27 protein-coding genes are annotated in these 26,815 nt (G+C 67.4%); 20 read left to right on the forward strand and 7 right to left on the reverse strand.

Features of this window, described 5'->3' with window-relative positions; genetic code table 11:
- Positions 1–29 precede the first annotated feature (29 nt).
- The 9 genes from argS to tatC are packed head-to-tail and all read left to right on the forward strand — an operon-like array spanning position 30 to position 7,206.
- The gene (argS, locus tag H0T81_RS03275; protein WP_294009737.1) at positions 30–1,763 is read left to right on the forward strand and encodes an arginine--tRNA ligase; all 1,734 of its coding nucleotides are present in this window, start codon (positions 30–32) and stop codon (positions 1,761–1,763) included.
- Positions 1,763–2,563: an SPOR domain-containing protein gene (locus H0T81_RS03280; protein WP_294009739.1), complete on the forward strand. Its 801-nt coding sequence runs from the start codon at positions 1,763–1,765 to the stop codon at positions 2,561–2,563. The genes argS and H0T81_RS03280 overlap by 1 nt, the downstream gene beginning before the upstream one ends.
- Complete coding sequence (locus H0T81_RS03285) at positions 2,560–3,237, forward strand: SPOR domain-containing protein (protein WP_294009742.1); 678 nt, start codon at positions 2,560–2,562, stop codon at positions 3,235–3,237. Before H0T81_RS03280 ends, H0T81_RS03285 begins: the two co-directional genes overlap by 4 nt.
- Positions 3,237–4,244: a beta-N-acetylhexosaminidase gene (gene nagZ, locus H0T81_RS03290; protein WP_294009744.1), complete on the forward strand. Its 1,008-nt coding sequence runs from the start codon at positions 3,237–3,239 to the stop codon at positions 4,242–4,244. Before H0T81_RS03285 ends, nagZ begins: the two co-directional genes overlap by 1 nt.
- A gap of 21 nt (positions 4,245–4,265) precedes the next feature.
- Positions 4,266–5,018 (forward strand): ScpA family protein, encoded by a 753-nt coding sequence (locus tag H0T81_RS03295; RefSeq protein WP_294009747.1) that lies wholly within the window; start codon positions 4,266–4,268, stop codon positions 5,016–5,018.
- 13 nt (positions 5,019–5,031) lie between these two features.
- Positions 5,032–5,613, forward strand: a complete 582-nt coding sequence (gene scpB, locus H0T81_RS03300; RefSeq protein ID WP_294009750.1) for an SMC-Scp complex subunit ScpB — start codon at positions 5,032–5,034, stop codon at positions 5,611–5,613.
- Between the two features lie 31 nt (positions 5,614–5,644).
- The gene (locus H0T81_RS12750) at positions 5,645–5,968 is read left to right on the forward strand and encodes a twin-arginine translocase TatA/TatE family subunit (RefSeq protein WP_366474082.1); all 324 of its coding nucleotides are present in this window, start codon (positions 5,645–5,647) and stop codon (positions 5,966–5,968) included.
- Positions 5,969–5,992: 24 nt separating this feature from the next.
- On the forward strand, positions 5,993–6,370 hold the full coding sequence (locus H0T81_RS03310) for a twin-arginine translocase TatA/TatE family subunit (RefSeq protein WP_294009752.1): 378 nt from the start codon (positions 5,993–5,995) through the stop codon (positions 6,368–6,370).
- Positions 6,367–7,206: a twin-arginine translocase subunit TatC gene (tatC, locus tag H0T81_RS03315; RefSeq protein ID WP_294009754.1), complete on the forward strand. Its 840-nt coding sequence runs from the start codon at positions 6,367–6,369 to the stop codon at positions 7,204–7,206. The genes H0T81_RS03310 and tatC overlap by 4 nt, the downstream gene beginning before the upstream one ends.
- 122 nt (positions 7,207–7,328) lie before the next feature.
- On the opposite strand, the gene H0T81_RS03320 is transcribed toward tatC, so the two are convergent.
- Positions 7,329–8,876 carry a sensor histidine kinase gene (locus tag H0T81_RS03320; RefSeq protein WP_294009755.1) on the reverse strand — a complete coding sequence of 516 codons (1,548 nt, stop codon included), beginning with the start codon at positions 8,874–8,876 and terminating at the stop codon, positions 7,329–7,331.
- 24 nt (positions 8,877–8,900) lie between these two features.
- The gene (locus H0T81_RS03325) at positions 8,901–9,110 is read right to left on the reverse strand and encodes a NepR family anti-sigma factor (RefSeq protein WP_294009758.1); all 210 of its coding nucleotides are present in this window, start codon (positions 9,108–9,110) and stop codon (positions 8,901–8,903) included.
- Between the two features lie 316 nt (positions 9,111–9,426).
- Between H0T81_RS03325 and H0T81_RS03330 the strand changes: the two genes are divergently transcribed.
- The 3 genes from H0T81_RS03330 (at position 9,427) to H0T81_RS03340 (ending at position 11,161) form a co-directional block, all read left to right on the forward strand.
- Entirely contained in the window at positions 9,427–10,227 is an 801-nt protein-coding gene (locus H0T81_RS03330; protein WP_294009760.1) for a response regulator, read from the forward strand.
- A gap of 73 nt (positions 10,228–10,300) precedes the next feature.
- Positions 10,301–10,438, forward strand: a complete 138-nt coding sequence (locus tag H0T81_RS03335) for a hypothetical protein (protein ID WP_294009762.1) — start codon at positions 10,301–10,303, stop codon at positions 10,436–10,438.
- Positions 10,439–10,522: 84 nt separating this feature from the next.
- Positions 10,523–11,161 carry a sigma-70 family RNA polymerase sigma factor gene (locus H0T81_RS03340; protein ID WP_294009764.1) on the forward strand — a complete coding sequence of 213 codons (639 nt, stop codon included), beginning with the start codon at positions 10,523–10,525 and terminating at the stop codon, positions 11,159–11,161.
- Positions 11,162–11,167: 6 nt separating this feature from the next.
- Here the strand turns inward: H0T81_RS03340 and H0T81_RS03345 are convergent, their stop codons facing one another.
- Positions 11,168–11,305 (reverse strand): hypothetical protein, encoded by a 138-nt coding sequence (locus tag H0T81_RS03345; RefSeq protein WP_294009767.1) that lies wholly within the window; start codon positions 11,303–11,305, stop codon positions 11,168–11,170.
- A gap of 109 nt (positions 11,306–11,414) precedes the next feature.
- Between H0T81_RS03345 and H0T81_RS03350 the strand changes: the two genes are divergently transcribed.
- Both H0T81_RS03350 and H0T81_RS03355 read left to right on the forward strand, forming a co-directional pair.
- Positions 11,415–14,105 (forward strand): bifunctional [glutamine synthetase] adenylyltransferase/[glutamine synthetase]-adenylyl-L-tyrosine phosphorylase, encoded by a 2,691-nt coding sequence (locus tag H0T81_RS03350; RefSeq protein ID WP_294009769.1) that lies wholly within the window; start codon positions 11,415–11,417, stop codon positions 14,103–14,105.
- On the forward strand, positions 14,102–14,572 hold the full coding sequence (locus H0T81_RS03355; RefSeq protein WP_294009771.1) for a peroxiredoxin: 471 nt from the start codon (positions 14,102–14,104) through the stop codon (positions 14,570–14,572). Before H0T81_RS03350 ends, H0T81_RS03355 begins: the two co-directional genes overlap by 4 nt.
- Here H0T81_RS03355 and H0T81_RS03360 read toward each other — a convergent pair.
- The 4 genes from H0T81_RS03360 to H0T81_RS03375 are packed head-to-tail and all read right to left on the reverse strand — an operon-like array spanning position 14,569 to position 18,413.
- On the reverse strand, positions 14,569–15,951 hold the full coding sequence (locus H0T81_RS03360; protein ID WP_294009774.1) for a M20/M25/M40 family metallo-hydrolase: 1,383 nt from the start codon (positions 15,949–15,951) through the stop codon (positions 14,569–14,571). The genes H0T81_RS03355 and H0T81_RS03360 overlap by 4 nt on opposite strands.
- Positions 15,952–15,999: 48 nt before the next feature.
- Entirely contained in the window at positions 16,000–17,115 is a 1,116-nt protein-coding gene (zapE, locus tag H0T81_RS03365) for a cell division protein ZapE (protein WP_294009777.1), read from the reverse strand.
- On the reverse strand, positions 17,112–17,627 hold the full coding sequence (locus H0T81_RS03370; protein WP_294009780.1) for a PaaI family thioesterase: 516 nt from the start codon (positions 17,625–17,627) through the stop codon (positions 17,112–17,114). Before H0T81_RS03370 ends, zapE begins: the two co-directional genes overlap by 4 nt.
- Before the next feature lie 6 nt (positions 17,628–17,633).
- Positions 17,634–18,413, reverse strand: coding sequence for a succinate dehydrogenase iron-sulfur subunit (locus H0T81_RS03375; RefSeq protein WP_294009782.1), 780 nt, complete (start codon positions 18,411–18,413; stop codon positions 17,634–17,636).
- A 187-nt stretch (positions 18,414–18,600) separates the two neighbouring features.
- Here H0T81_RS03375 and mdh point away from each other — a divergent pair, with 187 nt between their 5' ends.
- The 6 genes from mdh to H0T81_RS03405 are packed head-to-tail and all read left to right on the forward strand — an operon-like array spanning position 18,601 to position 26,763.
- A complete protein-coding gene (mdh, locus tag H0T81_RS03380; protein WP_294009785.1) occupies positions 18,601–19,563 on the forward strand; it encodes a malate dehydrogenase in 963 nt (320 codons plus the stop codon).
- A complete protein-coding gene (gene sucD, locus H0T81_RS03385; RefSeq protein WP_294009788.1) occupies positions 19,560–20,444 on the forward strand; it encodes a succinate--CoA ligase subunit alpha in 885 nt (294 codons plus the stop codon). The genes mdh and sucD overlap by 4 nt, the downstream gene beginning before the upstream one ends.
- A 19-nt stretch (positions 20,445–20,463) precedes the next feature.
- Positions 20,464–23,277, forward strand: coding sequence for a 2-oxoglutarate dehydrogenase E1 component (locus H0T81_RS03390; RefSeq protein WP_294009790.1), 2,814 nt, complete (start codon positions 20,464–20,466; stop codon positions 23,275–23,277).
- Positions 23,267–24,628, forward strand: coding sequence for a 2-oxoglutarate dehydrogenase complex dihydrolipoyllysine-residue succinyltransferase (odhB, locus tag H0T81_RS03395; RefSeq protein ID WP_294009793.1), 1,362 nt, complete (start codon positions 23,267–23,269; stop codon positions 24,626–24,628). The genes H0T81_RS03390 and odhB overlap by 11 nt, the downstream gene beginning before the upstream one ends.
- 23 nt (positions 24,629–24,651) lie before the next feature.
- Positions 24,652–26,055: a dihydrolipoyl dehydrogenase gene (gene lpdA, locus H0T81_RS03400; RefSeq protein ID WP_294009795.1), complete on the forward strand. Its 1,404-nt coding sequence runs from the start codon at positions 24,652–24,654 to the stop codon at positions 26,053–26,055.
- Positions 26,056–26,763, forward strand: coding sequence for a PepSY domain-containing protein (locus H0T81_RS03405; RefSeq protein ID WP_294009798.1), 708 nt, complete (start codon positions 26,056–26,058; stop codon positions 26,761–26,763).
- The last annotated feature ends 52 nt before the right edge of the window (positions 26,764–26,815 follow it).

Genomic DNA, 26,815 nt, shown 5'->3' on the forward strand with positions numbered 1-26,815 from the left:
CCGGATTTCGTGCGCTAGAGGCGCAGCCGATGTCCCTTTATGCCCAGTTTGCAGCGCTCCTTAATGGAGTGCTCGACGAGCTTGTCGCCGACGGCGCTCTGCCGGACGGGCTCGAGCGGCGCGCAGTCGCGGTCGAGCCACCGCGCGACGCGTCGCACGGCGACCTTGCGACCAATGCGGCGATGGTCCTGGCCAAGGCGGCCGGAATGAACCCGCGAGCGCTCGCCGAGCTGATCGCGCCGAAGCTCGAAGCGCTGCCGCAAGTGACGGGGGTCGCGATCGCCGGGCCCGGGTTCATCAATTTGAAGCTGGCCCCCGACGCGTGGCGCGACGAGCTCAGGACAATCCTGACCGAGGGCGAGAATTACGGCGCTTCGAGGGTCGGCGCGAACGAGCGGGTCAACGTCGAATATGTATCGGCCAACCCGACCGGGCCGCTGCACATGGGCCATTGCCGCGGAGCGGTGATCGCCGACAGCCTCGCGCGCCTGCTCGAATTCGCCGGCTTCCGAGTGACCAAGGAATATTATGTCAACGACGCCGGGGCGCAGGTCGAGACGCTCGCTCGCTCGGTTCACCTGCGCTACCGCGAGGCGCTCGGCGACCAGGTCGGCGAGATTCCCGAGGGCATGTACCCGGGCGAATATCTGGTTCCCGTCGGAGCCGCTCTGGCCGCCGAATATGGCGACCGATACGCCGCGGCTCGGGAGGCCGAGTGGCTCGACCTGTTCCGCTCCCGAGCGGTCGACGCGATGCTCGAGCTCATTCGGAGCGACCTCGCCTTGCTTGGAGTCCACCACGACAAGTTCGCGTCCGAAGCCGAGCTCCAGGCCTCGGGCGCGGTCGACCGGGCGCTCGAGGTCCTGCGCTCCAAGGGCCTGGTCTATCAAGGCACGCTCGAGCGGCCCAAGAGCTTGGGGCCGGACGACGAATGGGAGCCGGTCGAACTGACCTTGTTCCGCTCGTCCCAGTTCGGCGACGACCAGGACCGACCGCTCAAGAAAGCCGACGGCAGCTGGACCTATTTCGGCTCCGACGCGGCGTACCATCTGCTCAAGGCGGAGAGCGCCGACCATCTGGTCAACATCTGGGGGGCCGACCACGCCGGCACCGTCAAGCGCGTCCAGGCGGCGGTCCGCGCGCTGACCGGCGGCCGAGTCGACCTCGACGTCAAGCTGGTGCAGCTGGTGCGGCTGTTCCGCGCCGGCGAGCCCATCAAGATGTCCAAGCGCGCCGGCGATTTCGTCACCTTGGCCGAGGTCGTCGGCGAGGTCGGCAAGGACGTCGTCCGGTTCATGATGCTGACCCGCCGAGCCGATGCTCCGCTCGACTTCGACTTCGCCAAGGTGGTCGAGGCATCGAAGGACAATCCGGTGTTCTACGTGCAATATGCGCACGCCCGAATTTCGTCGCTGAAGCGCAAGGCGGCCGATGCGGGGATCGACCTTGAAGCAATGGCGGACCTGGGGCTGCTCGACGAGGAGGAGCTCGGCCTGGTCAAGCAGGCCGCGCAATATTCGCGGGTGATCGAGGCCGCCGCGCACGCCCACGAGCCTCACCGGATCGCCTTTTTCCTCTACGAGCTGGCGGCCCAGTTCCACGCCTTGTGGAACCGCGGCAACGACGACCCGGAGCGGCGTTTCCTGCTTGAAAACAATCCACAACTATCTCGGGCGCGGCTGGAATTGGCGCTCGGCATCGGGCAAATCGTCAAGAGCGGCCTCGCGTTGATGGGAGTCGAGGCGGCAGAGGAGATGCGCTGATGGCCGACGGCCGAGCGGCCTACGATCCGGACCGGCTGCCCTGGCTCTCCGACACCCGGAGGCGGCGCCGTCCCAACGATTCAGCCTGGCTCCTGGCGTGGGCGCTGGTCGCGACCATGCTCGTCGCCGGAGCGTCCTACTGGATGGGCATGAAGAGCGTCGCCGAGCCCGACGCGATCGATTTCGGCCCGCTCCAGCGGCCAGCGGCGACGGTCCGACTTCCCGAGCCGGCGGTCGTGCCGCCGCCGGTGCGAGAAGTGCTGCCGCCGCCGGCGCCCGAGGTCGAGCCGGTCGCCGAGCCGGCCCCGATCACGATTCCGAAGCCCGAGCCGCCGCGAGCGGTCAAGGCGGAGTCGAGCAGTCGAGCGGCCCCCAAGGCGGAAACGAGCCGCCGGACGACCGCCACGTCGAAAACCGCGCCCGCGGCGCGCAAGGCGCGCGCTCGATCGGCCCCGGCGAAGAAAAAGGCGGCGACCCGGCGCACGGCAGCGTTGCGGGCGTGGCCGGCCGGCCAGTCGGCCGGAGCGTATGGACGCATGGTGCGGGTCGGCGCCTTCGACAACCGCCGCCAGGCGAAACAGGGCTGGGCGCGGATCGTGCGGGTCTATCCAGGCATTCGCGGGTTGAACGCGGTCGTCGTCCCGACCCCGTCATTGCGCAACGGCCGGACCTTTTACCGGCTGCAGTTCGGGACGACGTCGCAGGCGCATTCCACCGTCCTGTGCCAGCGGATGCGGATTGTCGGGCAGAGCTGCGTGGTGGTCGGACTGCCGCCGAGTCGGAGAGGGGTTCGGCGATGAGCGACAGCCGTTCGGATTATGGAGACGGCCAGCTGCCGTGGCTTGAGGGGGTCGACGACGAGGACGGGCCGCGCGGAGTCTCGGCGCGCAAGATGATCGCCGCGCTGCTGGTCGTGCTGGCCGCCGCGGCCATCGTCGCCGGGACCTTCTTCTGGCTCGGACGGCAGGACCCGGTCGGGATCGGAGCGCCGGAGCTGATTCGCGCCGAGCCCGGCCCATACAAGGTCAAGCCGAGCGATCCCGGAGGACTCGACGTCGTCGGCGAGAGCGGCACCGCGTTCGAAACCAGCGCCGGTCAGGACAGCGACGCCCAGCTCGACCTCAGTGCGCTGCCCGAGCAGCCGGTGGCGCGGCCGCCGAAGGACGAGCCGAAGCGGATCCCGCCGGGCGAGACCAAGGAGCCGGTCGAGGACCGGCCGGCGCCGCCGCCCGAGCAGCCGGGCGGGGGGTCGGGGAGCGTGATCCAACTGGGCGCCTACAAGAATGCCGCCCAGGCCGAGAGGGCGTGGACGGCCTTGTCGAGCCGCTACCCGAGCATTGCCGGGATGAACAAGCTGGTGGTGCCTTTTTCGGGCGGTTTCCGGCTGCGTGCGGGAGCGGCCTCGCCGGCGGAAGCCCGACAGGCATGCCAGGCGCTGCGCGTCGCCGGTGAGAATTGCTTCGTGGCCAACTGATGCAGGCGGCGATTTACGGGCCAGCGGGACCGGAGCTGACGGCCAACGAGCGGGACTTCTTCCGCGACGCCGATCCGGCCGGCTACATCGTCTTCAGGCGCAATTGCCTCGACCAGGAGCAGCTGCTGCGGCTGACCGATGGGCTTCGCGACCTTTCGGGACGTCCGGACGTACCGATCATGATCGACCAGGAAGGCGGGCGGGTGATGCGGATGCGGCCGCCGAACTGGCCGGCGTTCCCGGCCGCCGACGCGTTCGCCCGGCTCTACCAGGCGGCGCCGTCGTCGGCGATCGAGGCGGCTCGATCCAATGCCCGGGCGATCGCTCTGACGCTGCGGTCCGGCGGGATCAACGTCAATTGCCTGCCGCTGCTCGACGTCCGCCAGGAGGGCGCGCACGACATCATCGGTGACCGGGCGCTGGGGGCGGAGCCGATGCAGGTCGCCGCTCTGGGCCGGGCGGTGCTCGACGGCATGGCCTCGGCGGGCGTGGTCGGGGTCGTCAAGCATATGCCGGGGCACGGCCGGGCGCTGGTCGACAGCCACAAGGAACTGCCGGTCGTCGCCGCGAGCGCGGAGGAGCTGGAAAGCGACCTCGAGCCGTTCGAGCGGCTTCGCTCGGCGCCGATGGGGATGACTTCGCATGTCGTCTACACCGCGTGGGACCCGGACCATCCGGCAAGCCTGTCGCCGACGGTGATCGGCGACATCATCCGCGGCCGGATCGGCTTCGATGGGTGGCTGATGAGCGACGACCTTGGAATGGAGGCGCTGTCCGGCGATGCCGGAACCCGTGCAGCGGGCGTCGTGGCGGCGGGCTGCGACGTCGCTTTGCACTGCAACGGCGACATGGCCGAGATGGTCCTGGTCGCGAGCGCGGTGCCGGCGATGAGCGCCGAGTCCGAGGCGCGGCTGGCACGGGCGATGGCCACGGCGCTGGTCGAGGACGAGGGTCCCGACCTCGCCGAAGCGCTGGCCAAGCGGGACGCGCTGCTGGCGCTGGTATGAGCGAGGCGATAGGCTCGAGCGATGGAGGCCGAGACTTTCGAACTGGGGGTCCGCGACGAGGCTGAGCTGACTCTCAGCATCGACGGCTGGGAAGGGCCGCTCGATCTGCTGCTGAGCCTGGCGCGGGTCCAGAAGGTCGACCTCGCGGCGATTTCGATCCTCGAGCTGGTCGAGCAATATCTCGCCTACATCTCCGAGGCCCGGGCGCTGAAGCTGGAGATCGCCGCCGATTATCTGGTGATGGCGGCGTGGCTGGCTTATTTGAAATCCTGCCTGCTGCTGCCCAAGGACCCCGAGGCCGACCCCAGCGCCGAGGAAATCGCTCTTCGGCTGCAGATGCGGCTCCAGCGCTTGGATGCGATGCGCGAGGCGGGGGCCCGGCTGATCGGCCGCGACCGGATCGGCCGCGACGTGTTCGTGCGAGGCGCTCCGGAAGGTTTGCGTCTGGTTCGCAAGTCGGCTTGGCAGGCGCGCCCGTTCGACCTGTTCGCGGCCTATGGCAGCGTCAAGGCGCGCTCGACCCCGCCGCTGCACGTCGTCCATCCGCGCTCGGTGATGACTCTCGAGGAAGCGCTCGAACGGGTCGGGCGGATGCTCGGCACCAGGCTCGACTGGACGCTGCTCGAGGCATTTCTGCCGCTGACCGAAGACCCGCAGTTCCGCCGCTCCGCGCTGGCCTCGAGCTTCGTCGCCGCGCTCGAGCTGGCGCGGCTCGGCCGGGTCGACATCGCCCAGGACGAGCCGTTCGGGCCGCTGATGGTGAAGACGTCATGACGGGCAACGGCTGATGGACGAATTCGGGCTGGATGAGTTTACTCGGGCGGTCGAGGCGACCCTGTTCGCGTCCGCCAACCCTCTCAGCCTCGACGAAATCGCCGACTATGCGGGCGAGGGCGAGGTCGCCGAGGCGCTGGCGCGGCTCGCCGAGCATTACGCCGGGCACGGCATCGAGTTGGTCGAGCGCGGCGGGCGGTGGCATTTCCAGACCGCGCCCGACCTGGCGCACCTGTTGCGCCGAACGCGCGAGGAACCGCGGCGGCTGTCGCGGGCCGCGACCGAGACTCTGGCGATCATCGCCTACCATGAGCCGGTCAGCCGGGCCGAGATCGAGGCGATCCGAGGGGTCCAGATTTCCAAGGGAACGCTCGACGTCCTGATGGACGCGGGCTGGGTCCGCCCGGCCGGGCGGCGCGAAGGTCCGGGCCGGCCGCTGCTCTACGCGACCACCGCGGAATTCCTCTCGCACTTCGGGCTCGGGTCGAGGCGCGACTTGCCGGGGATCGACGACTTGAAGGCCGCCGGCCTGCTCGACCCGATCGACGAAGGCAGCTTCCAACTGCAACTGGAAAGCGAAGGCGAGGAGGACTAAGAGGGGCCCAAAGCCTTTTCGGAGTGAGCAAATGGGCAGTTTCAGCCTGATCCACTGGATCATCCTCGGAGTCGTCATCCTGCTGCTGTTCGGCGGCAACCGCTTCTCGGCGATGATGAGCGACGTCGCCAAGGGACTGAAGAACTTCAAGCAGGGCCTGTCGGAGGACGACAAGCCGGCCGACCGCACCGCCGACCAGCGGGGCGACCCGCGCTCGTTGCCGCCGCATTCCAACCGCGAGCCGATCGACGTCACTCCGCGGCGCACTCCCGATCCGGTGCCGCCGTCGCCGCCGGCCCCGACTTCGACGCCGGCCGCTCCGCCGCCCGCCAGCGACGAGCCGAACCGCGACTAGTCCCAAGCGAAGGACAGCCGGCTGATGTTCGGCGTCGATTCCATCGAACTGATCATCGTCGCGATCGCCGCGCTGCTGTTCATCGGCCCCAAGGAGCTTCCAGAGACCATGCGCACGGTCGGCCGCTGGGTCGGCAAGCTGCGCGGCATGGCCCGACACTTCAGTTCCGGAATCGAGTCCGTGATCCGCGAGGCCGAGCTCGAGGAAATGGACCGCAAGTGGCGCGAGGAAAATGAGCGCATCATGCGCGAGCATCCGATGCCGGAGCTGATGGGCGAGCTGAGCCCGACGGCCGAGGCGCAGGCCTATCTGGACCGGCCGGACGAGCCGCCGCTGCCGCTCGAGGCGCCGGCTGCGCCCGACGACGACCCGACGCCGCCATCCGAGCGGCCGCTGCCGTGAAGGACATCGACGACAGCAAGGCGCCGCTGCTCGAGCATTTGATCGAGCTCCGACGCCGCGTCTTATGGTCGCTGGCGGTGCTCGCGGCGCTGTTCTTCGCGGCGCTGTATTTCGCCAAGGACATTTTCGCCTTCCTCGTTCAGCCGCTGCTTGCGGCGGGGCAGGGACGGGTGATTTTCACCGACGTTTTCGAGGCCTTTTTCGTCGATGTGAAAGTCGCGCTGTTCACCGCGTTGATGCTCGGGTTTCCGTTTTTCGCGATCCAGATCTGGAAGTTCGTCGCGCCCGGGCTCTACGTGAAGGAGAAGCGGGCGCTGCTGCCGTTCCTGCTCCTGACGCCGGTGTTCTTCATCGGCGGAGCCGCCTTTGCCTATTATGTCGCCATGCCCTGGGCGCTGCACTTCCTGCTCGGGTTCGAGGGGGAGGTCGGTGGAGTCCAGCGCGACGCGCTGCCCGGAGTCGGGAATTATTTGAGCTTCTGCACCCGCTTCCTGTTCGGCTTCGGCGCCGCTTTCCTGCTGCCGATCCTGCTGATGATCCTCGAGCGCGCGGGCGTGGTCCAGGTCGAGCAGCTCAAGAAAGCGCGGCGCTACGCCATCGTCGGAGCGTTCGCCGTCGCGGCGGTGCTGACCCCGCCCGACGCGATCTCCCAGTTCATGCTGGCGCTGCCGCTGTACGCTTTATACGAGTTCGCGATCGCTGCCATTCGACTGACGCATTGGCGCCGGAGCAGGCGCGAGAGCCTATCGGCTCGTGATGTTGAAGGGCCCCGGACAAATGAGGGCCCGGAAGCGCCACCGGGGGGGGGGAGGGTTGGCGGTTCCGGGCCCATTTAAGCGGATAGCGAGAGCGGGGGGGCAAAAGGTCACTATCCTCTCGCAATAACGGCTCGCCCCGCCGGGGGTTCCGAGCCCGTGAAATTTTTTTCGTCGGACCCGCAACAATTTTCCGCTTTCCACTATGTGTCTGGAAACACAGGCAAATCTACGCTGTAACGGCCGAGCTTGCGCTCGAGGTCGGAGCGCAACTGCTTGGCGAGGCCGCCGACCACCCGCTCGAACTGCTCCTTGCCGGGGGTTTCTTCGTCGTCCGGGACCAGCACCGGGCTGCTCAGCATCAGCCGAGCGGTGAGCTCGCTGGTACGGCGAAGCGACACCTCGGCCGGATCCTCGGGACAATGGAGCATCGCATATTCGATGATCTCGGTGACGAGGAAGGCGACTGACACGGCGACGTCCTGGGTGGTGTGAACGGTCTCGACGTCCAGGTCGATGGTCAGCGAGCGGGCGGACTGCGGCGCACCGCCGCGAAGCTCGGCCGCCAGCTCCGAGAGCAGCGGGCGCAACGCGATGCCGCGATTTTCTTCCATCTCGGCGAAATGATTGCGGTGGACGATCGACAGAGCCCCGACCCGGCGGCCGATCGCCTCATAGGCGGCGCGCGCCTCCGCGGTTTCGGCGGTGCGGCCGTGGATGTTGAGCAGTGAGGCGACGACCTGCAGATTGTTCTTCACCCGGTGGTGGACTTCGCGGACCAGCCGCCGCTGCCCATCGAGCGCTTCGGCCATCTCATGCTCCGACTGCTCGATTCGCATCAGTCCGCGGGCGAAGGCGTCGCGCAGCTCCTGGATTTCGGTCGCCGGGCCGAGCTTGTCGGGAAGGACGTTGGCGCTTTCGCCGGGCTGGAGGCGCGTGACGGCGCGCTCGAGGCGACGCAGCGGGCGGATCAGCAGCCGAGTGACGAGGATCCAGGAAATCAGCGCCGCCAATACCCACATCAGCAGCGGCAACCCCAGAAAGAGACGCTCGACCGTCGCGATTCTCGGCACGTTGGCTCCGACCCGCGCCACCAGCTGGCCGTTTCCAAGCGGCCAGTTGCTCAACGAGTCGTCGTCGGGATCGTCCGGACTGGTATCGTCGATCAGGCGAAGCTCATCCCTGCCGTCGTGGATCACCAGCGATTCGATGCCTCGGTTGCGCTCAATGGCGGCGGCTCGCAGTTCCTCCGCGGTCAGTAGGGTCGTCGCCATCCCACCGATCACGCCCGCGCGCAGCGACAGCGCATCGCCCGACGGGGCGATCCGCAACCGGATGTCTCCGGGGGCGACAAGAACCGTTTCCCCGGGGGGTTCGGCGACAAGGTCGCCAACCGCGCACAGCGGGGTGCCGTCGGCACTGGCAAGTTGAAGCCGGTGCACAACGCCCGGAGCGACCGCCAGCGAGCGTTGGGCGCGGTCGCAGGCGCCTTCGGATCCGCCGGCGAGGGCACCGTTGGCCGCAATTCGTAAGGCCAGCGCATTGCGCGCAATCAGGCTCTCCATCCCGCGCGTCGCGGCCCGCGCCTGGTCCTCGGTGATTTCACGGGACGCCAGGTTGGCGTCGCGGATTCCGGACTCGGCAACCCACACCAGGGCAATGCCGATCGGCAGCAGCGCGGCGGTCAGGATCAGCAGCAGCTTGGCCGCCGTCGGCAGCGCCGCGAAGCGCTGGGCGGCGGCACTGGTCATGCGGCCGCCGGCGCCGGACAGGGATCAGCGAAGCTTGCCCAGCAGGTCGAGGAAATCGTCGGGGACGGATTCGCGAAGCGTGTCGTCGTAGATCGAGCGCAGGGCGCGGCCGAGATCCGACGTGCGCTGCCGGCGCCCGCCCTTCTCGCGAGGCGCGTCCTTGCCAGTGCGCGCGTTGCCGGTGCTCTTGCCTTTGCCGATGTTATCCGACTCGCCTTGCTGCCTGCCACTCAACCTCTCGTCCCCCCTCACGCGGGTGCAAGCGCGCGCCTTGAATACAAACCTCACGCGCACGGGCTCGAACCGACAGGTCGAAACTTCGCAGCGAATTGACCCGCCCCGAGCCGTCCGCAGCGGCGCACCGACACTGCCAATGACGGTGCCGAGCCGCGATGGAAACCAAATCGCCGGTGCTTTGTTCCAGAGGCGCGTCACTTCTCTGTGGACTAGTGCACAGTGGCAACGGGGCGGTCCTTCCAGGGTTGCAACAATGGGGTGGCGCGCTCAAAGAGCCGCAAGACGTTCAAAAGATCATGGAGAGCCTTCACTCATGTCGCTTGGCCAGGAACTCGCTCCGCATCTGCCCTTCCTTCGCCGCTACGCACGAGCGCTGACCGGGAGCCAGGCTCATGGCGACGCGTTCGTCCGGGCCACGCTCGAGGCGATCGTCGCTGAACCGGACGAATTCCCCCGCGACGTCGACCCGAGGCTCGGCCTCTACCGGACGTTCCACGCGATCTGGTCGACCGCCAACATCGAGGAAGGAGAGGAGCCCTCGCGGAGCTTCGCCGGAAGCGAAGGCATCGCCCAGGCCCGGCTGTCCCGAATCACGCCCTTGTCGCGCCAGGCGCTGCTGCTGACCTCGCTGGAGGGCTTTTCGTCCGAGGACACCGCTTACCTGATCGGAGCAACGCCGGCCGACGTCGATTCGCTGGTCGCCGAGGCACTAAGCGAGATCGAGCGCCAGACGCTCGCCGATGTGCTGATCATCGAGGACGAGCCGATCATCGCGATGGACATCGAGACCATCGTCCGCGACCTCGGCCATAACGTCACCGGGGTCGCCGTCACCCGCGACGAGGCGGTCGCCCAGGCCCGGCAGAACCCCCCGGGGCTGGTGCTCGCCGACATCCAGCTGGCCGATGATTCGAGCGGCATCGATGCGGTCAAGGACATCCTTGCCGAATTTTCGGTGCCGGTGATCTTCATCACCGCTTTCCCGGAGCGGCTGCTGACCGGGACGCGGCCCGAGCCGACGTTCCTGATCACCAAGCCGTTCCAGCGTTCGACCGTGAAGGCGGCCATCGCCCAGGCCTTGTTCTTCGACGCCGCGACCGTCCCAGCCGCCTAGCATTTCCATCCCACGGAACATGGCCTTGCGGGGCGCGTTGGCCTCCGCAAGTTCCATTCGTGACGAGAGCATAATGGTTGACGAAGAAGAGCATGTGACGACCACCGAGGCGCGGGCCGGGGCGACCCCGCACATGACCCGCTACGTGCTCGTGATCGGGACCGGCCTGGTGATCCTGTTGTTCGGGATCATCTTGCTAGTTGCCGCCTGAGCCATACATTCTAGCGCAATGTGCGATCATGTTAGGAACTGATCAGAGCCGCGGTGCGGCGCGCTTCAAACGGGTGGGGAAATAGTGGCCGAGGAATCGCAGGACGATGAAGCGCTATTGGATGCTCCATCCGATCCCGTTCCACTGTCCGATCCTGAGTTCAAGGACCAGCTGGGGGCCGTGATCCCCCACCTGCGCGCGTTCGGCCGATCGCTGTCCGGAAGCCGCGACCTCGCCGACGATCTGGTCCAGGAGACGCTGCTCAAGGCGTGGGCGGCGCGCAAGCGCTTCCAGGCCGGCACCAACATGCGCGCCTGGACCTTCATCATCTTGCGCAACCTGTTCCTCAGCCAGATGCGCCGGGCGCGCTTCAAGGGCGAGTGGGACGAGATCACGGCCGCGCGGATTCTCGCCGCTCCGGCGAGCCAGGACCGGCACATCGAGCTGGGCGACATGCAGCGTGCGCTGATGCATTTGCCGCAGCCGCAGCGCGAGGCGCTGATCCTGGTCGGCGCGGGCGGCTTTGCCTATGAGGAAGCGGCGGAAATCTGCGGCTGCGCGGTCGGCACGATCAAGAGCCGGGTGGCGCGTGGCCGAGTGGCGCTGGAATCCCTGCTGGCGAGCGGCAAGATGCCGTCGCGGCGCCAGCACCGCTCCGATCCCAATAAATCCGCATTGCAAACGATCATGGGGCAGGTCGACGAGCTCAGCCGCGACCGCTAGCGCCGTCTAGTTCAGTCGGCGAAGGAGCTCGGCGAAATCGCGCTCGCACGGCTCCGCAGCCGCCGCCTCGAACGCTCGGCGGAGCGCTGCGGTAATGCCGGCATGAGCGGGCGGTATGTCGACTCGGATGATTCTCCGATCCATGTTCACATCCGCCGCCGCAATTTGTTCGCCTTCCGTATTCACGGATGGAAAACGATGCCACGCCAGGTAAGTTTCGTCCGTTTCAGGGCGGGAACGGGGCAAAGGGTCGATGATAGGGTTAATCGACAGCGAGGCTCGACGGGACGCGGTGGAACGCGCGCGGCGCTTTTCGCCGTTCCTTCGCGAAGCGCTCGAAGCGCGGCCCGAGCTTGGCCACTGCTTCCTCGAGAAGGGTAGCCAGGCCGCGATTGCGGCGGCGCTGGTCGAGTCGGGCGGGCCGATCGAGGTCGAGCTTCGACGCGCCCGATTGGGGCTGGCGCTGACGATCGCGCTCGGCGATTTGTCGGGCGAGCTCGAGCTCGAGGAAGTCACCCGGAGTCTGTCGCAATTCGCCGACCGGGCGATCGGCCGGGCGCTGACGGCCGCGGTCCACGAACGTGTCGCCGACGGCGAGCCGGCGGGGATCGCGGTGATTGCGCTCGGCAAGCTTGGCAGCTGCGAGCTCAATTACTCTTCGGACGTCGACCTGCTGCTGCTGTTCGACCCCCGGCGGCTGCCGCGGCGCGAGCGCGATGATGCCGGCGAGGCGGCGGTGCGGATCGCCCGGCGGATGATCGAGATCCTTCAGAAGCGCACCGCCGACGGCTATGTCGCGCGGGTCGATTTGCGGCTTCGGCCGTCGCCCGAAGTCACCCCGATCGCGCTGCCGGTGAACGCGGCGATTTCCCACTATGAATCGTCGGCGCTGCCGTGGGAGCGGGCGGCCTTCATCCGCGCTCGCGCAGCGGCGGGCGACCAGGGGCTCGGCCGGCATTTCCTCGATTCGATCGAGCCGTTCGTCTGGCGGCGATCGCTCGACTTTGGAGTCATCGACGATATCCGGCAGATCTCCGCCCGGATCCGCGATCATTTCGCGCAAGGCGGGCGGCTCGGCCCCGGCTACGACCTGAAGCGCGGTCGGGGCGGCATCCGCGAGGTCGAGTTCTTCACCCAGATCCAGCAGATGATCCACGGCGGGCGCGACCCCTCGGTGCGAGTCCCCGCGACCCTCGACGCGCTCGAGGCATTGGCAGCGGCGGGCCGGCTGGATGGATCCGATGTCACCGCGCTCGCCGACGCCTATCGGCTGCTGCGCACCGTCGAGCACCGCGTGCAAATGATCGAGGACGCGCAAACGCACAAGATCCCGGCCGACGCCGAGGCGCTGGACGGGGTCGCCGGGCTGCACGGACTTACGAAAGGCGGCGACTTGCTCGACCTGTTGCGGCCGCATGTCGAGCGCGCCGAAAGCCTGTTCGACGGATTGGCTCCCGAAACCGGCCGGCGGCTGTCGAACGACCCCGACATATTGCTCGACGAGCTGCGGACGATCGGCTTTCGCGACCCCGAGGCGGCTGCCCGGCGGATCGCCGACCTGCGCTCGGGCCGGGCGCGGTCGCTGCGCTCGCCCGCCGCCCAGACCGCGTTCGAAGCGATGCTTCCGGGGCTGCTCGCGGCGATCGCCGCCGGCCCCGACCCAAGCCACGCGCTCAACCGGCTGACCGACATTGTCGAGCGGCTGTCGAGCGGGGTCAATCTCTACCGGCTGCTCGAGGCGCGGCCCAAGCTCGGACAGCTGCTGGCCAAGATTCTCGCCCATGCTCCGGCGCTGTCGGAACAGCTCGCCAGGCGGCCCGAACTGCTCGAGGGGCTGTTCGACGCGTCGAGCTTCGATCCGCCGCCGTCGGCGGAAGATTTTGCCGCTCGGCTCTCTGATGCGATGCGCGGCCAACCCTATGACGTCGCACTCGACCGTGCCCGGCGGATGGTCAACGAGCGGCGCTTCGCGCTCGGAGTCCAGCTGATCGACCGGCGCGACGATCCGCTCAACGTCGCGGCCGGCTATTCGCGGGTCGCCGAAGGGGCCTTGCTGGCGCTGGCCAACGCCGCGGTTCGCGAGTTCGAAAGCGCCCACGGCCGGATTCCGGGCGGCGAGCTGGTGATCCTGGGTCTCGGCCGGCTTGGCGGATGCTCGCTGACCCACGCGTCCGATCTCGACCTCATCTACCTCTACACCGGCGAGCCAGGAGTGCCGTCGGACGGCGCCAAGCCGCTCGGGCCCGCCGACTATTTCAACCGGCTGGCGAGCCGGATCACCGCCGCGCTCAGCGTCCCGACCGCCGCCGGGCCGCTGTACGACGTCGACACCCGGCTCCGGCCGCAAGGCGCCAAGGGCATGCTGACGGTGCCGCTCGACGGCTTTGCCGCCTACCAGCGCGAGGAAGCCTGGACGTGGGAACATATGGCGCTGTGCCGAGCGCGGCCGGTGCTCGGATCGCCGGCGGTGCGGGATGAGACGGCGGCGCTGATCGACGAGATCTTGCGGCGGCCGCGCGACGACGATCAGATCGCTGCCGATGCCGCCCGAATGCACGGCGAGATCGAGCGCCACAAGCCGCCCGCCGGCCGGCTCGACGTCAAGCTCGGTCCCGGAGGGCTGGTCGACCTCGAGTTCGCGGTCCACGTGCTGCAGCTGACCCGCCACGTCGGGCTGAATCCGCGGCTCGAGGAGGCGGTGCGGCAGCTCGCGGAAGCGGGATTGATCGAGAGAAATGTTGTCCAGGCGCAACGTTTGCTGACGCGCATGCTGGTCATGCTGAGGCTGGTCGCTCCGGATGGAAGCGAGCCGAATCCAGAGACCTGGGAGCTGGTCGCGGCGGCGTGCGGAGTTTCCGACGCCAGGCAGCTTCTTGCCGAGCACGATGCGGCGCGGCAAGACATCGCCGCGCTGTGGAACAGCATCAAGGGAGAACGTGGATGATGGATGTGGGCGACAAGGCGCCGGCGATGTCGATCGCCGCGAGCGACGGCACCGAGCTTAATCTTGCCTCGCCCGGTGCTCCGCTGGTGCTCTATTTCTACCCGAAGGACGACACCTCCGGATGCACTCGCGAGGCCCAGGACTTCACCGCGCTGGAGGGCGAGTTCAAAAGCGCCGGGGTCAAGGTGGTCGGCGTCTCGCGCGACGCGATGAAGAGCCACGAGAAGTTCATCGGCAAATACGGGCTCAGCGTCCCGCTTGCTTCGGACGAGGACGGGCGGATTTCGGACGCCTTCGGCACCTGGGTCCAGAAATCCATGTATGGGCGCAAATATATGGGGATGGAGCGAGCCACCTTCCTGATCGGCGCCGACGGCCGGGTGCTGAGGGCGTGGCGCAAGGTCAAGGTGCCCGGCCATGCGGCCGAGGTGCTCGAGGCGGCAAGGGAGGTTGCGGCGGAGGCCTAGCCGGCGAGTCGGCGCAGGAGCTCGACGGTGATCGGCACCTGCCCGTGGAAGCCCTCGACCCAGACCTTCTCGTCGAGCCCGTGGGCGCCCGTCTTCTGGCCGACGATCCCCCAGCTGCCGCCGACTCCATAGACCGGGATTCCGACCGCTCGAAGATAGGAGCCGTCGGTCGCTCCGGCCGACATGAACGGGATGACCGGAGCGCCGGGGAAGCGGGTCGCGACGGCGGCCCGGTACGCGTCGGTGATGTCCGAGCGCAGCGGCGAGGGCGCGGTTTCCGGAGTTGTCGACGCCTCGTCCGTGGCGACGGTCACGTCCCGCCCCGACATCGCCTGAAGCTGCTGTCGGACGATTTCGATCTTCACACCCGGGAATATGCGGCAATTGACGTTGGCCTCGGCCCGCTGCGGCAGCGCGTTGGGCGCATGGCCGCCCGAAAGCATGGTCGCGACGCACCGGGTGCGCGTCGAGCCGGGCTCGTTCGCCTCCAGGAGGTCGGCGGACTCGCGGTCCTTCGGGTCGGCGAGGAACTGCTTGATGAGCTCGCCCAACTGGCCTTTGTCGTTGGCCGCAAGCAGTTCGAACTGGGCGCGGGTCGCGTCGTTGATCATCGGTTCGAAGCGGTGAGCCTCGATGGCCTTCAGGGCGCTGGCGAGCGCATAGATCGCGTTGTCCGGACGCGGCCCGGAGCTGTGGCCGCCGCGGTTGGTCGCGACCAGCTTGTAGTCCGCGTATGTCTTCTCGGCGATTTGGAGATACCACGCGTCGACACGGCCGTCCTTATAGACTGCGCCGCCACCAGCATCGAAATTGAGGCCATATTCGGCGTCGATCAGTGGCCGCCACTCGGTCGATGCTCGGCGCACGCCGTGCATGTTCGTCTCTTCATCGCCGGTGAACAGGACGATGATGTCGCGAGTCGGCTGGAATCCCTGGCGCCTGAGCTCCTGAAGCGCGAGGACGATTCCGGTCAGCTGGCTTTTGTTGTCGGCGCTTCCGCGGCCGAGATAGTAGCCCGCTTCCTCGCGGAACTCGAACGGCGGGTTCTTCCAGTCGGACGCCTTGGCCTCGACGACGTCCATGTGCGCCATCAGCAGGATCGGCTTCTTGCCGCTCGGTCGGGCCGCCGGCCAGCGCGCGATCAGCGTCTGGGTGTTGTCATGGTCCTTGACCACGACATTGGTGATTCCCGCCTTCCGAAACTCGGCCGTCAGCAGGGTCGTCAGCTTGCGGAACTCGCCGGGGCGGCCGGCGACGGTCGGCATTTCGACGATCCTTTCGAACAGGTCGCGCTCGGCCTTGCGGCGCGAATCCTGCGGTGCCTGGGCGGCGGCGGCCGTCGACAGCAGGGCCGAGATAATGAGGCTGCGGATGATCATGAGTGGTTTCCTCTAGCCGGCGTCACGCTAAGGCCAGTCGCTGCAGCGTCAAGCCGCATCCATTCCGTGGCCCTCGGCGAGATATTGCGCGCTTCGCATCTCCTCGAGCCGGCTCGCGGTGCGGGCGAACTCGAAGCTGCCGTCGCCTTGCGGATAGAGCTGCGCGGGTTCGGCGTCGGCCGCTGCAAGCAGCTTGACCCGGTGCTCGTAGAGCGCGTCGATCAAGGTGACGAAGCGCGCCGCTTCGTTGCGCATCGCCCGGCTCATCACCGGGATGCCGACGATGATCACGGTGTGGAAGCGCTGCGCGACGGCGAGATAGTCGGCGGCGCCGCGCGGCTCCCCGCACAGCCGCTTGAACGAAAACACCGCCACGCCCTTGAGGCTCTTGGGCACGTGCAGAGTCCGTCCGCCGCCGACGTCGAGCTCCTCGGACGGCACCTTGGCCCGGTCCTCGACCGAAAAATCGGTGAGCTGGAAGAAGGCGCGCGACAGAGCGGCGGTTGCTTCGGGTCCGTTGGGCACGTGCCAGGCGCGGACCCCGGACAGCCGCTCGAGCCGGTAATCGGTCGGCCCGTCGACCGCCACGACCTCCATGCACTGCTCGATCAATTCGATGAACGGCACGAACAGCTCGCGGTTGAGCCCGTCCTTGTAGAGGTCGCTCGGCGGCCGGTTCGAGGTGGTGACGACCTTGACGCCGCGCTCGAGCAGCTTGTCGAACAGTCGCGACAGGATCATCGCATCGGCCGGGTTATTGACGACCATTTCGTCGAACGCGAGCAGCCGCGCCTCATCGGCGATGCGGTCGGCAACCTCGTCGAGCGGGTCGCCCTGCTCGCTCTTGCGTGCCTCGCGCAGCCGCCGGTGGGTCTCGAGCATGAACGCGTGAAAATGAACCCGGCGCTTGGGGGATACCGAGACATGGTCGAACGCGAGGTCCATCAGCATCGACTTGCCGCGCCCGACCCCTCCCCACAGGTAAACGCCGGCCAGACCGTTGTCGGCCGACCCGCGCAGCCGATCGAGCAGGCCGCCCTTCTTGGCCTTGATCGATTGGGCGAGGCGATCGAGCGCCGCCACCGCCCGAGCCTGCGCAGCGTCCGGCCGAAGCTCGCCGGCGGCGAGTAGCGCCGCAAAAGCGTTGCCGACCGGCGTGGTCATGAGCGCGGCTTGATGCGCTTCAGGGTGCCCGAGAAACTGTGGGTCGGCTCACCGTCCTGCTCGCAAGTGCCGATGAAGAAGACGTGGCCGCCGGAGGTCTGCTTGACGAGTCGAACGACGGCGTCGAGCGGCGTCCCGGCGCGACCGCGGCCGATGAACTGGACCGAGCAGTCGAGGGTCACGTAATGGCCCTCCTCCATCCCGGCGCAGCGGCCGCCGGCGAACAGCGCCATGTCGATGAAGCTCATCACCGCGCCGCCGTGGATCGACCCGCCCATGTTGAGCATCGCTTCGGTCGGGAAGATTCGGCAGCGGGCCCGGCCATCGCCGTCCGGCCTGAACAGGAGTTTGCCGGTCGCCGCGGCGAACGAGCCGCGCGGAAACTCGCCCCAGCTGTACCAGCCGGGATGGTCGGGATCTTCCTTGGCTCCGCTCGGAAGCCGCGGAACGTCGCTCAAGCGGCGGGTCCTTGCCGACGGGCCATCAAGCCGCCCGGCTTCTTCTTTGGTCACGGTCCGTCAAGCGGCCCGCTCCGCAATCAGTTTCTTGGTCTCGGCGATCGCCTTGGCCGGGTTGAGTCCCTTGGGGCAGACGTTGGCGCAGTTCATGATCGTGTGGCAGCGGTAGAGCCGGTACGGGTCCTCGAGCTGGTCGAGGCGCTCGCCGGTCATCTCGTCGCGGCTGTCGGCGAGGAAGCGATAGGCCTGGAGCAGCACCGCGGGGCCGAGGAACCGGTCCTGGTTCCACCAGTAGCTTGGGCAGCTGGTCGAGCAGCAGAAGCACAGGATGCATTCATAGAGGCCGTCGAGCTTGGCCCGGTCGGCGGGTGACTGCAGCCGCTCCCTGCCGGACGGGGCGGGGGTCGCGGCCTTCAGCCAGGGCTGGATCAGCGCATATTGCGCGTAGGCGTGGGTCAGGTCGGGGACGAGGTCCTTGACCACTTCCATGTGCGGCAGCGGAGTGATCTGCACCTCGCCCTTGGTGTCGGCGATCGGGGTTGTGCAGGCGAGGCCGTTGCGGCCGTCCATGTTCATCGAGCAGGAGCCGCAAATGCCTTCGCGGCACGAGCGCCGGAAGGTCAGCGTCGGGTCGATCTCGTTCTTGATCTTGATCAGCGCGTCGAGAACCATCGGGCCGCACTTGTCGAGGTCGATGGTGTAGGTGTCGAAGCGAGGGTTGGCGCCGCTGTCGGGGTCGTAGCGGTAGACCTTGAACGCCTTCAATCGCTGGCCGCTTTCGGGCGGATGGGCGCGCCCCTTCCTGATGCGGCTGTTCTTCGGCAGTCGAAACTCGGCCAACGGAGCTACTCCTTGCCCGACGCCGCTAGCATGGGGGCGAGCGCAAAGAAAAGGGCGGGTCGGCTAGCCGACTTACGCCCGGTGCTGTTGCCCGCGCATCGCGCCCGGTCTAGAGCGCCGCCGATCCGCCGCCCTTCCGTGACGGCGATGCCCGCAACGCACGTGAACACAGGGGACCGGTTCGCCAATGGCTCGAAGAAAGATCGCGTTGATCGGCGCCGGGATGATCGGCGGGACGCTCGCCCACCTCGCGGCGATGCGCGAGCTCGGCGATATCGTCCTGTTCGACATCGCCGAGGGCATTCCGGAGGGCAAGGCGCTCGACATCGCCCAGGCCGGCCCGGTCGACGATTTCGACGCCAAGCTGAAGGGCACGTCCGACTATGCCGACATCGCCGGCGCCGACGTGTGCATCGTCACCGCCGGGGTGCCGCGCAAGCCCGGGATGAGCCGCGACGACCTGCTCGGAATCAATCTGAAGGTGATGAAAGCGGTCGGCGAGGGCATCAAGGCGCATGCGCCCGACAGCTTCGTCATCTGCATCACCAACCCGCTCGACGCGATGGTCTGGGCGCTGCGCGAATTCTCGGGGCTTCCGCACAGCCGCGTCGTCGGCATGGCCGGAGTCCTCGACAGCGCCCGCTTCCGCCATTTCCTCGCCGAGGAGTTCGAGGTGAGCGTCGAGGACGTCACCGCATTCGTGCTCGGCGGCCACGGCGACACGATGGTCCCGATCGTCGAATATTCTACCGTCGCCGGGATCCCGCTCCCGGACCTCATCAAGATGGGCTGGTCGACGAAGGATCGGATCGACGAAATCGTCAAGCGCACGCGCGGCGGCGGCGGCGAGATCGTCGCTCTGCTCAAGACCGGAAGCGCTTTTTACGCGCCCGCGACCAGCGCGATCGCGATGGCCGAGAGCTTTTTGAAGGACAAAAAGCGCGTGCTTCCCGCCGCCGCGCACTTGACCGGCCAGTATGGAGTCGACGGCCTCTATGTCGGAGTGCCGGTGGTGATCGGCGCCGAGGGCGTCGAGCGGATCGTCGAGATCCAGCTCAACGACGAAGCCAAGGCCAATTTCCAGGTCAGCGTCGACGCGGTGAAGGAGCTGCTGGTCGCGTGCAAGCAAATCGACGGCAGCCTCAAGTGAGCATCCTCGTCGACCGGAACACGCGCGTCATCACGCAAGGCATGACCGGCGACACCGGCACCTTCCATACCCAGCAGGCGCTCGATTACGGAACGCAGATGGTCGGCGGCGTCACTCCGGGCAAGGGCGGTAGCGAGCATCTCGGGCTGCCGGTGTTCGACACCGTCCGCGAGGCGGTCGAGGCGACCGGCGCGACCGCCTCGGTGGTCTATGTGCCGCCGCCGTTCGCCGCCGATTCGATCCTCGAGGCGATTGCCGCCGAGGTGCCGCTGATCGTCACGATCACCGAAGGGATTCCAGTGCTCGACATGGTCAAGGTCAAGCGCGCCCTGACGGGCTCGAAGTCGCGGCTGATCGGGCCCAATTGCCCCGGCGTGCTGACCCCCGGGGAGTGCAAAATCGGGATCATGCCGGGCAACATCTTCTCCAAGGGCAGCGTCGGAGTCGTGTCGCGGTCGGGCACGCTGACCTATGAAGCGGTGTTTCAGACCACCAACGAGGGGCTCGGCCAGTCGACCGCGGTCGGGATCGGCGGGGACCCGGTCAACGGCACGGACTTCATCGACGTGCTCGAGCTGTTTCTCGCCGACGAGGAGACCCGGTCGATCGTGATGATCGGCGAGATCGGCGGCAGCGCCGAGGAGGACGCCGCGCAGTTCCTCGCCGACGAGGCCAAGCGCGGGCGCAAGAAGCCGGTGGTCGGCTTCATCGCCGGGCGCACCGCTCCGCCCGGTCGGCGAATGGGCCATGCTGGGGCGATCGTCTCGGGCGGCCAGGGCGGCGCCGAAGACAAGATCGCGGCGATGGAGGCGGCTGGAATTACCGTGTCCCCAAGCCCATCTGAACTGGGCAAGACGCTCAAACAGCTTCTGGAGAGTTAGTGCCCAGGTAATGGATGCATTGAGCAACCAACCCGAGTCCGGGCCGAGCTGGGCGCGGCCCAACTGGCCGGTCGCCGAGCTCGACGAGCTCAACCTCGGGCTCGATCCGACGCAGGCGGCGATCGAGCAATTCGCGGCGGTCGTGAAAGGCAAGGCCGAGGCGGCCGGGGCCGACCCCGCGGCGGTCCGCAAAGCGGCCGACGATTCGATCCGGGCGATGATGCTCATCCGCACCTATCGCGTTCGCGGTCATCTTGCCGCGCGGCTCGATCCGCTCGGCCTTCACCGCAGCGAATGCCCTGCCGACCTGACGCCCGCCTATCACGGGTTCACCGAGTCCGACCTCGACCGTTCGATCTACATTTGCGGCGTCCTCGGGTTCGAGCAGGCGACGGTTCGAGAGATCGTCCGAGTGCTCCAGGAGACCTACTGCGGCCACATCGGCTTTGAATATATGCACATCAACGACCTGGACGAGCGGCGCTTCATCCAGGAGCGGATCGAGAGCAAGGAAGCCACCGTCCAGTTCACCACCGAAGGCAAGCAGGCGATCCTCGCCAAGGTGATCGAGGCCGAGCAGTGGGAGAAATTCCTCGCCAAGAAATATGTCGGCACCAAGCGCTTTGGACTCGACGGCGGCGAAAGCGCGGTCCCCGGCCTCGAAGCGGTGATCAAGTACGGCGGCCAGTACGGAGTCGAGGAAGTCGCCATCGGCATGGCCCATCGCGGGCGGCTCAATGTGCTGTCGAACGTGATGGGCAAGCCGCACCAGGCGATCTTCCACGAGTTCGCCGGCGGGGCGACCAACCCGGCCGACGTCGGTGGCTCGGGGGACGTCAAATACCATCTGGGAACGTCGAGCGACCGCGAGTTCGACGGCAACAAGGTGCATTTGTCGCTGCTGCCCAACCCGTCGCATCTGGAAGCGGTCGACCCGGTGGTCCTCGGCAAGGCGCGAGCGGTGATGACCGCCAAGGGCGACAAGCACGGCAAGACCGTGCTTCCCATCCTGCTCCACGGCGATGCGGCGTTCGCCGCCCAGGGCGTGGTCGCCGAATGCCTCGGCTTCTCGGGACTGCCCGGCTACGGCACCGGCGGAACCATCCACTTCATCATCAACAATCAGGTCGGCTTCACCACCAGCCCGCAGTTCGCGCGCTCGTCGCCCTATCCGTCCGACATCGCCAAATCGATCCAGGCGCCGATCCACCACGTCAACGCCGACGATCCGGAAGCGGTGACCTTCTGCTGCAAGCTGGCGATCGAATTCCGCCACCGCTTCGGACGCGACATCGTCATCGACATGTGGTGCTACCGGCGTTTCGGCCACAACGAGGGCGACGAGCCGAGCTTCACGCAGCCGTTGATGTACGCCGCGATCCGCAAGCAACCGGCGATCAGCGAGATCTACGGCAAGCGGCTGATCGACGAAGGCGTCGTCGACTCGAAATGGATCGAGCAGCACACCAAGGCCTACGTCGACCACCTCGAGGAGGAATTCCAGGCGGCGGCCAGCTATTTGCCCAACAAGGCCGACTGGTTCGAGGGCCGCTGGGCGGGGCTGGGCCGGCCCGACGAGCCCGTGCTTGGCCGCCGCAACACGACGACCTGCATCCGCGAAGATGCCGTGCGGCAACTGGGCGATGCTCTGACCCGCGTCCCGGAAGGGTTCAAGATCCACAAGACGCTGCAGCGCATCCTCGATGCCCGCAAGACGATGTTCGAAAGCGGCGCCGGCGTCGACTGGGCCACCGCCGAGGCGATGGCGTTCGGAAGCCTGCTGCTCGAGGGGCACAATGTCCGGCTGTCGGGCCAGGACAGCGGCCGGGGCACCTTCAGCCAGCGCCACGCGGTGTGGGTCGACCAGTCGAGCGGCGAGAAATACATCCCGCTTTGCTCGGTCGAAGGCGGCCGCTTCGAGGTCCGGGACTCGCCGCTGAGCGAATTCGGTGTGCTCGGGTTCGAATATGGCTATTCGATCGCCGATCCGCGCACTCTGGTTCTGTGGGAAGCGCAATTCGGCGACTTCGCCAACGGCGCCCAGACCATCATCGACCAGTTCATCGCCTCGGGCGAGGCCAAGTGGCTTCGAGCGAGCGGCTTGGTGATGCTGCTTCCCCACGGTTTCGAAGGCCAAGGGCCGGAGCACAGCTCGGCGCGGCTAGAGCGCTACTTGCAGCTTTGCGCCGAGGACAATCTCCAGGTCGCCAATTGCACGACTCCGGCGAATTATTTCCACATCCTTCGGCGCCAGCTGCTGCGCGATTTTCGAAAGCCGCTGATCCTGATGACTCCAAAGTCGCTGCTGCGGCACAAGCTCGCGGTCTCGGACATCGGCGAATTCACCGGCGAGAGCCATTTCCGCCGGATCCTCAGCGACCTCAATGCGCCGGGCGAAGGCGACACCAGGCGTCTGGTGCTGTGTTCGGGCAAGCTCGCCTACGAATTGATGGAGGCGCGCGACGATTCGGGCGACCTTGGAGTCGAGATCGTCCGAATCGAGCAGCTCTACCCGTTCCCGTCGGAGCCTCTGGTCAAGCGGTTGAAGGCGATGCCCAAGCTCGAACAGCTGATCTGGGCGCAGGAAGAGCCGAAGAACAACGGCGCCTGGTTTTTCGTCGAACCGCTGCTGGAAGCCTGCCTGGCCGAGGCGGGCTTTGCAGGCATGCGGCCGCAATTTGCGGGACGCGACGCGGCGGCGTCGCCCGCGACCGGCCTCGCCAAGCGTCACGCGGCCGAGCAGGCGGCCTTGATCGCCGGCGCCCTCGGGCATAGCAGCCGCGACGAGCGCCCGGCAGCCGCGCCCAAGGTAAAGGAACATCATGGCGACTGACGTTCAGGTCCCGGCGCTCGGCGAATCGATTACCGAAGGGACGCTCGCCCAGTGGCTCAAGAAGCCCGGCGAGGCGGTCGCCGCCGACGAGCCGATTGCCAGCCTCGAGACCGACAAGGTGACAGTGGAGGTGCCCTCGCCGGTCGCCGGAGTGTTCGGCGAGGCGCTGGTCCAGGAAGGCGACACGGTCGCGGTCGGGGCGGTGATCGCGCGGATCGAGGATGGGGCGGCTCAGCCGTCCAGTTCGACGGATGCCGACGCCGCCGAGGCTACGACCAACCCGGCCGGGGCGGGCGAGAATCCGACGCTGCGCGGAGCGGAGCATGCACCCGAGCCCGGCCCTGGAGACGAGACTTCATCCGGCGACCAGCCGGAGCCGGCCGAACAGCCGCAAGGCGCCGACACCGTCACCACCCTGTCGCCAGCCGTTCGCCGGGCGGTGCTCGAGCATCATGTCGACCCGTCGAAGATCAAGGGCACGGGCAAGGACGGACGGCTGACCAAGGACGACGTGATCGCCGCGGCCGAAGCGCAAAAGGGGCAACCGAGTTCCCCGGCGCAGGCCGGGGCCCAGGCGCCGCAGGCGAAAGCTGCGCCAGCTCAGGAGACGAAGGCTCCGCCTCCTGGGCCCCGGCCTTCGCCGGGGAACGACAGGAAAGAAGAGCGCGTCAAGATGTCGCGGCTTCGCAAGACGATCGCCGCTCGGCTGAAAGAAGCGCAGAATACCGCGGCGCTGCTCACCACCTTCAACGACGTCGACATGTCAGCAGTGATCGAGGCGCGCACCCGCTACAAGGATCTGTTCGAGAAGAAGCACGGCATCCGGCTGGGATTCATGGGCTTTTTCGTCAAGGCGGTGACGCTTGCGACCCGTGACCTTCCGTCGGTCAACGCGCGCATCGACGGCGACGAGATCGTCTATCACGACTATCTCGATGTCTCGATTGCGGTCTCCGCGCCCAAGGGGCTGGTGGTTCCGGTGGTCCGCAATGCCCAGGCGCTGAGTTTCGCCGAAATCGAGAAGACCATCGCCGACTACGGCAAGCGTGCCAAGGAAGGGACGCTGGGCATCGAGGAGATGCAGGGCGGCACCTTCACCATCTCCAACGGCGGCGTGTTCGGGAGCCTGCTGTCGACCCCGATCATCAACCCGCCGCAGTCGGCGGTGCTGGGCATGCACCGGATCGAGGAGCGGCCGGTCGCGAAGGATGGCGAAGTGGTGGTCCGGCCGATGATGTATCTGGCTCTGTCCTACGACCATCGGCTGGTCGACGGGCGCGAGGCGGTCACGTTTCTGGTCCGGGTCAAGGAAGCGATCGAGGACCCGACGCGCCTGCTGATCGACCTTTAAGCTACCGCCGCGAAAGAGAAAGAATGGCTGACGAGTTCGACTTCGATATATTGGTGATCGGCGCGGGGCCGGGCGGCTATGTCGCGGCGATCCGGGCGGCGCAGCTGGGGTTGAAGACCGCGTGCGCCGAAAGCCGCGAGACGCTGGGCGGCACCTGCCTCAACGTCGGCTGCATCCCGTCCAAGGCGCTGCTGCACGCGTCCGAGCTGTACGAGGAAGCCAAGGGCGGCGCGCTGGCCAAGTTCGGAGTCAAGCTGGGCGATGTCGATCTCGATCTGGACGCGATGCAGGCCGAGAAGAGGAAGGCGGTCGGCGAGCTCACCGGCGGCATCGAGTTCCTGTTCAAGAAGAACAAGGTCGAATGGCTGAAAGGCGCGGCCGCATTCGAAGCTCCCAACCGGGTCAAGGTCGGCGACCGAACGGTCAGCGCCAGGAACGTGGTAATCGCGACCGGGTCCTCGGTGACCCCGCTGCCGGGCGTCGAGGTCGACAATGACGGCGGCCGGATCGTCGATTCCACCGGTGCTCTGGCGTTGCCCGAGGTGCCCAGGCGGCTGGTGGTGATCGGCGGCGGAGTGATCGGCCTGGAGCTGGGATCGGTGTGGCGCCGCCTCGGCAGCCAGGTGACGGTGGTCGAGTTCCTCGACGAGATCCTGCCCGGCATGGACGGCGAAGTGCGCAAGGAATGCGCGAAAATCTTCAAGAAGCAGGGATTCGACATTCGCACCGCGACCAAGGTGACCAGCGCCAAGGTCGACGGCGCGACCGTTGCTTTGAGCGTCGAGCCGGCCAAGGGCGGCGACTCGCAAGCACTGGAAGCCGATGCGGTGCTGGTGTCGATCGGCCGGCGTCCCAACACCGATGGGCTTCGGCTCGAGGCGATCGGCCTCAAGACCAACAACCGCGGTCAGATCGAGACCGACCATGAATTCCGCACCTCGGTTCCGGGTGTGTGGGCGATCGGCGACGTGATCCCCGGGCCGATGCTCGCCCACAAGGCCGAGGACGAGGGCATCGCGGTCGCCGAGAACATCGCCGGGCAGACCGGGATCGTGAACCACGCGGTCATTCCGACCGTCGTCTACACCCATCCCGAGATCGCCGGCGTCGGGCTGACCGAGGAGGAAGCGAAACAGCAGGGCGAGGTGAAGACCGGCAAGTTCCCGTTTCTCGCCAACAGCCGAGCCAAGACCAACCGCGACACGGACGGCTTCGTCAAGGTGATCGCCGACGCCAGGACCGACCGCGTGCTCGGCGTCTGGATGGTCGGCTCGCTCGCCGGGACGATGATCGCCCAGGCGGCCCAGGCGATGGAATTCGGAGCAACCAGCGAGGACATCGCCTACACCTGCCACGCCCACCCGACCCACAGCGAAGCCTTGAAGGAAGCGGCGATGGCGGTCACCGGCAAGCCGATTCATATCTAAATGGGGGCCGTCCGGTCACGATTGCGCCGCTGGCACGTGTGGCTCGGCTGGGTGGTCGGCCTGCCGATCCTGTTCTGGGTCGTGTCCGGGCTGGTCATGGTCGCCAAGCCGATCGAGGAGGTGCGCGGCGAGCATCTATTGTCCGAGCTGAGGCCGGTGCGCATGGCTTTGCCGCCGGTCCCGCCGGCGGTCGGCGGCGTTCCACTGGCTTCGCTGAAGCTCGAGCAGCGGGCCGCGGGACCGCGCTGGGTCATCGGGATGGCCGGCGGTCCAACCCGGCTCGCCGACCCCGCGAGCGGGGCGCTGCTGCCGCCCTTGTCCGCCGCCGATGCGGTGCGCGAGGTGACGGCGCGGTACATCGGCACGGCGAAGGTCAGATCCGCGACCCGCACCAATCCCCAAAAGCCGCCGCTCGAGTTTCGCCGCCCGGTCGCCGCGTGGCAGGTGGCGATGGACGACGGGACCAACTTCTACGTCGACGCGAGCTCGGGCGAGGTTGTCGCCCGCCGCACCAGCTGGTGGCGGTTCTACGACTGGATGTGGGGCCTCCACATCATGGACCTGAAGACCCGCGAGGACGCGCACAACCCGCTGACCATCGGGTTCGGGATCGCCGCCCTCACAATGGCGCTGCTGGCGCTGGTGCTATTGCCGCTGTCGACCCGATGGCGGCGGCGGCGGAAACCCAAGCCTAGCCGCCCGAGTTGAACAGACCTTCGAACGGCAGCGGCTCGGTGGGCGAAGCGGCGCGCGGAGCGAG

It is taken from the genome of Sphingomonas sp., from assembly GCF_013812825.1.
GTDB lineage: Bacteria > Pseudomonadota > Alphaproteobacteria > Sphingomonadales > Sphingomonadaceae > Sphingomicrobium.

Coding starts and splice junctions, on each gene's coding strand:
- odhB (WP_294009793.1), top strand. CDS start 23,267: ATGGCGACTGACGTTCAGGTCCCGGCGCTCGGCGAATCGATTACCGAA.
- zapE (WP_294009777.1), bottom strand. CDS start 17,115: ATGACCACGCCGGTCGGCAACGCTTTTGCGGCGCTACTCGCCGCCGGC.
- H0T81_RS03335 (WP_294009762.1), top strand. CDS start 10,301: ATGGTTGACGAAGAAGAGCATGTGACGACCACCGAGGCGCGGGCCGGG.
- H0T81_RS03405 (WP_294009798.1), top strand. CDS start 26,056: ATGGGGGCCGTCCGGTCACGATTGCGCCGCTGGCACGTGTGGCTCGGC.
- H0T81_RS03280 (WP_294009739.1), top strand. CDS start 1,763: ATGGCCGACGGCCGAGCGGCCTACGATCCGGACCGGCTGCCCTGGCTC.
- H0T81_RS03285 (WP_294009742.1), top strand. CDS start 2,560: ATGAGCGACAGCCGTTCGGATTATGGAGACGGCCAGCTGCCGTGGCTT.
- H0T81_RS03320 (WP_294009755.1), bottom strand. CDS start 8,876: ATGACCAGTGCCGCCGCCCAGCGCTTCGCGGCGCTGCCGACGGCGGCC.
- H0T81_RS03350 (WP_294009769.1), top strand. CDS start 11,415: ATGATAGGGTTAATCGACAGCGAGGCTCGACGGGACGCGGTGGAACGC.
- H0T81_RS03360 (WP_294009774.1), bottom strand. CDS start 15,951: ATGATCATCCGCAGCCTCATTATCTCGGCCCTGCTGTCGACGGCCGCC.
- argS (WP_294009737.1), top strand. CDS start 30: ATGTCCCTTTATGCCCAGTTTGCAGCGCTCCTTAATGGAGTGCTCGAC.
- H0T81_RS03345 (WP_294009767.1), bottom strand. CDS start 11,305: ATGGATCGGAGAATCATCCGAGTCGACATACCGCCCGCTCATGCCGGC.
- H0T81_RS03355 (WP_294009771.1), top strand. CDS start 14,102: ATGATGGATGTGGGCGACAAGGCGCCGGCGATGTCGATCGCCGCGAGC.
- H0T81_RS03310 (WP_294009752.1), top strand. CDS start 5,993: ATGTTCGGCGTCGATTCCATCGAACTGATCATCGTCGCGATCGCCGCG.
- nagZ (WP_294009744.1), top strand. CDS start 3,237: ATGCAGGCGGCGATTTACGGGCCAGCGGGACCGGAGCTGACGGCCAAC.
- H0T81_RS03330 (WP_294009760.1), top strand. CDS start 9,427: ATGTCGCTTGGCCAGGAACTCGCTCCGCATCTGCCCTTCCTTCGCCGC.
- mdh (WP_294009785.1), top strand. CDS start 18,601: ATGGCTCGAAGAAAGATCGCGTTGATCGGCGCCGGGATGATCGGCGGG.
- scpB (WP_294009750.1), top strand. CDS start 5,032: ATGGACGAATTCGGGCTGGATGAGTTTACTCGGGCGGTCGAGGCGACC.
- H0T81_RS12750 (WP_366474082.1), top strand. CDS start 5,645: ATGGGCAGTTTCAGCCTGATCCACTGGATCATCCTCGGAGTCGTCATC.
- lpdA (WP_294009795.1), top strand. CDS start 24,652: ATGGCTGACGAGTTCGACTTCGATATATTGGTGATCGGCGCGGGGCCG.
- H0T81_RS03295 (WP_294009747.1), top strand. CDS start 4,266: ATGGAGGCCGAGACTTTCGAACTGGGGGTCCGCGACGAGGCTGAGCTG.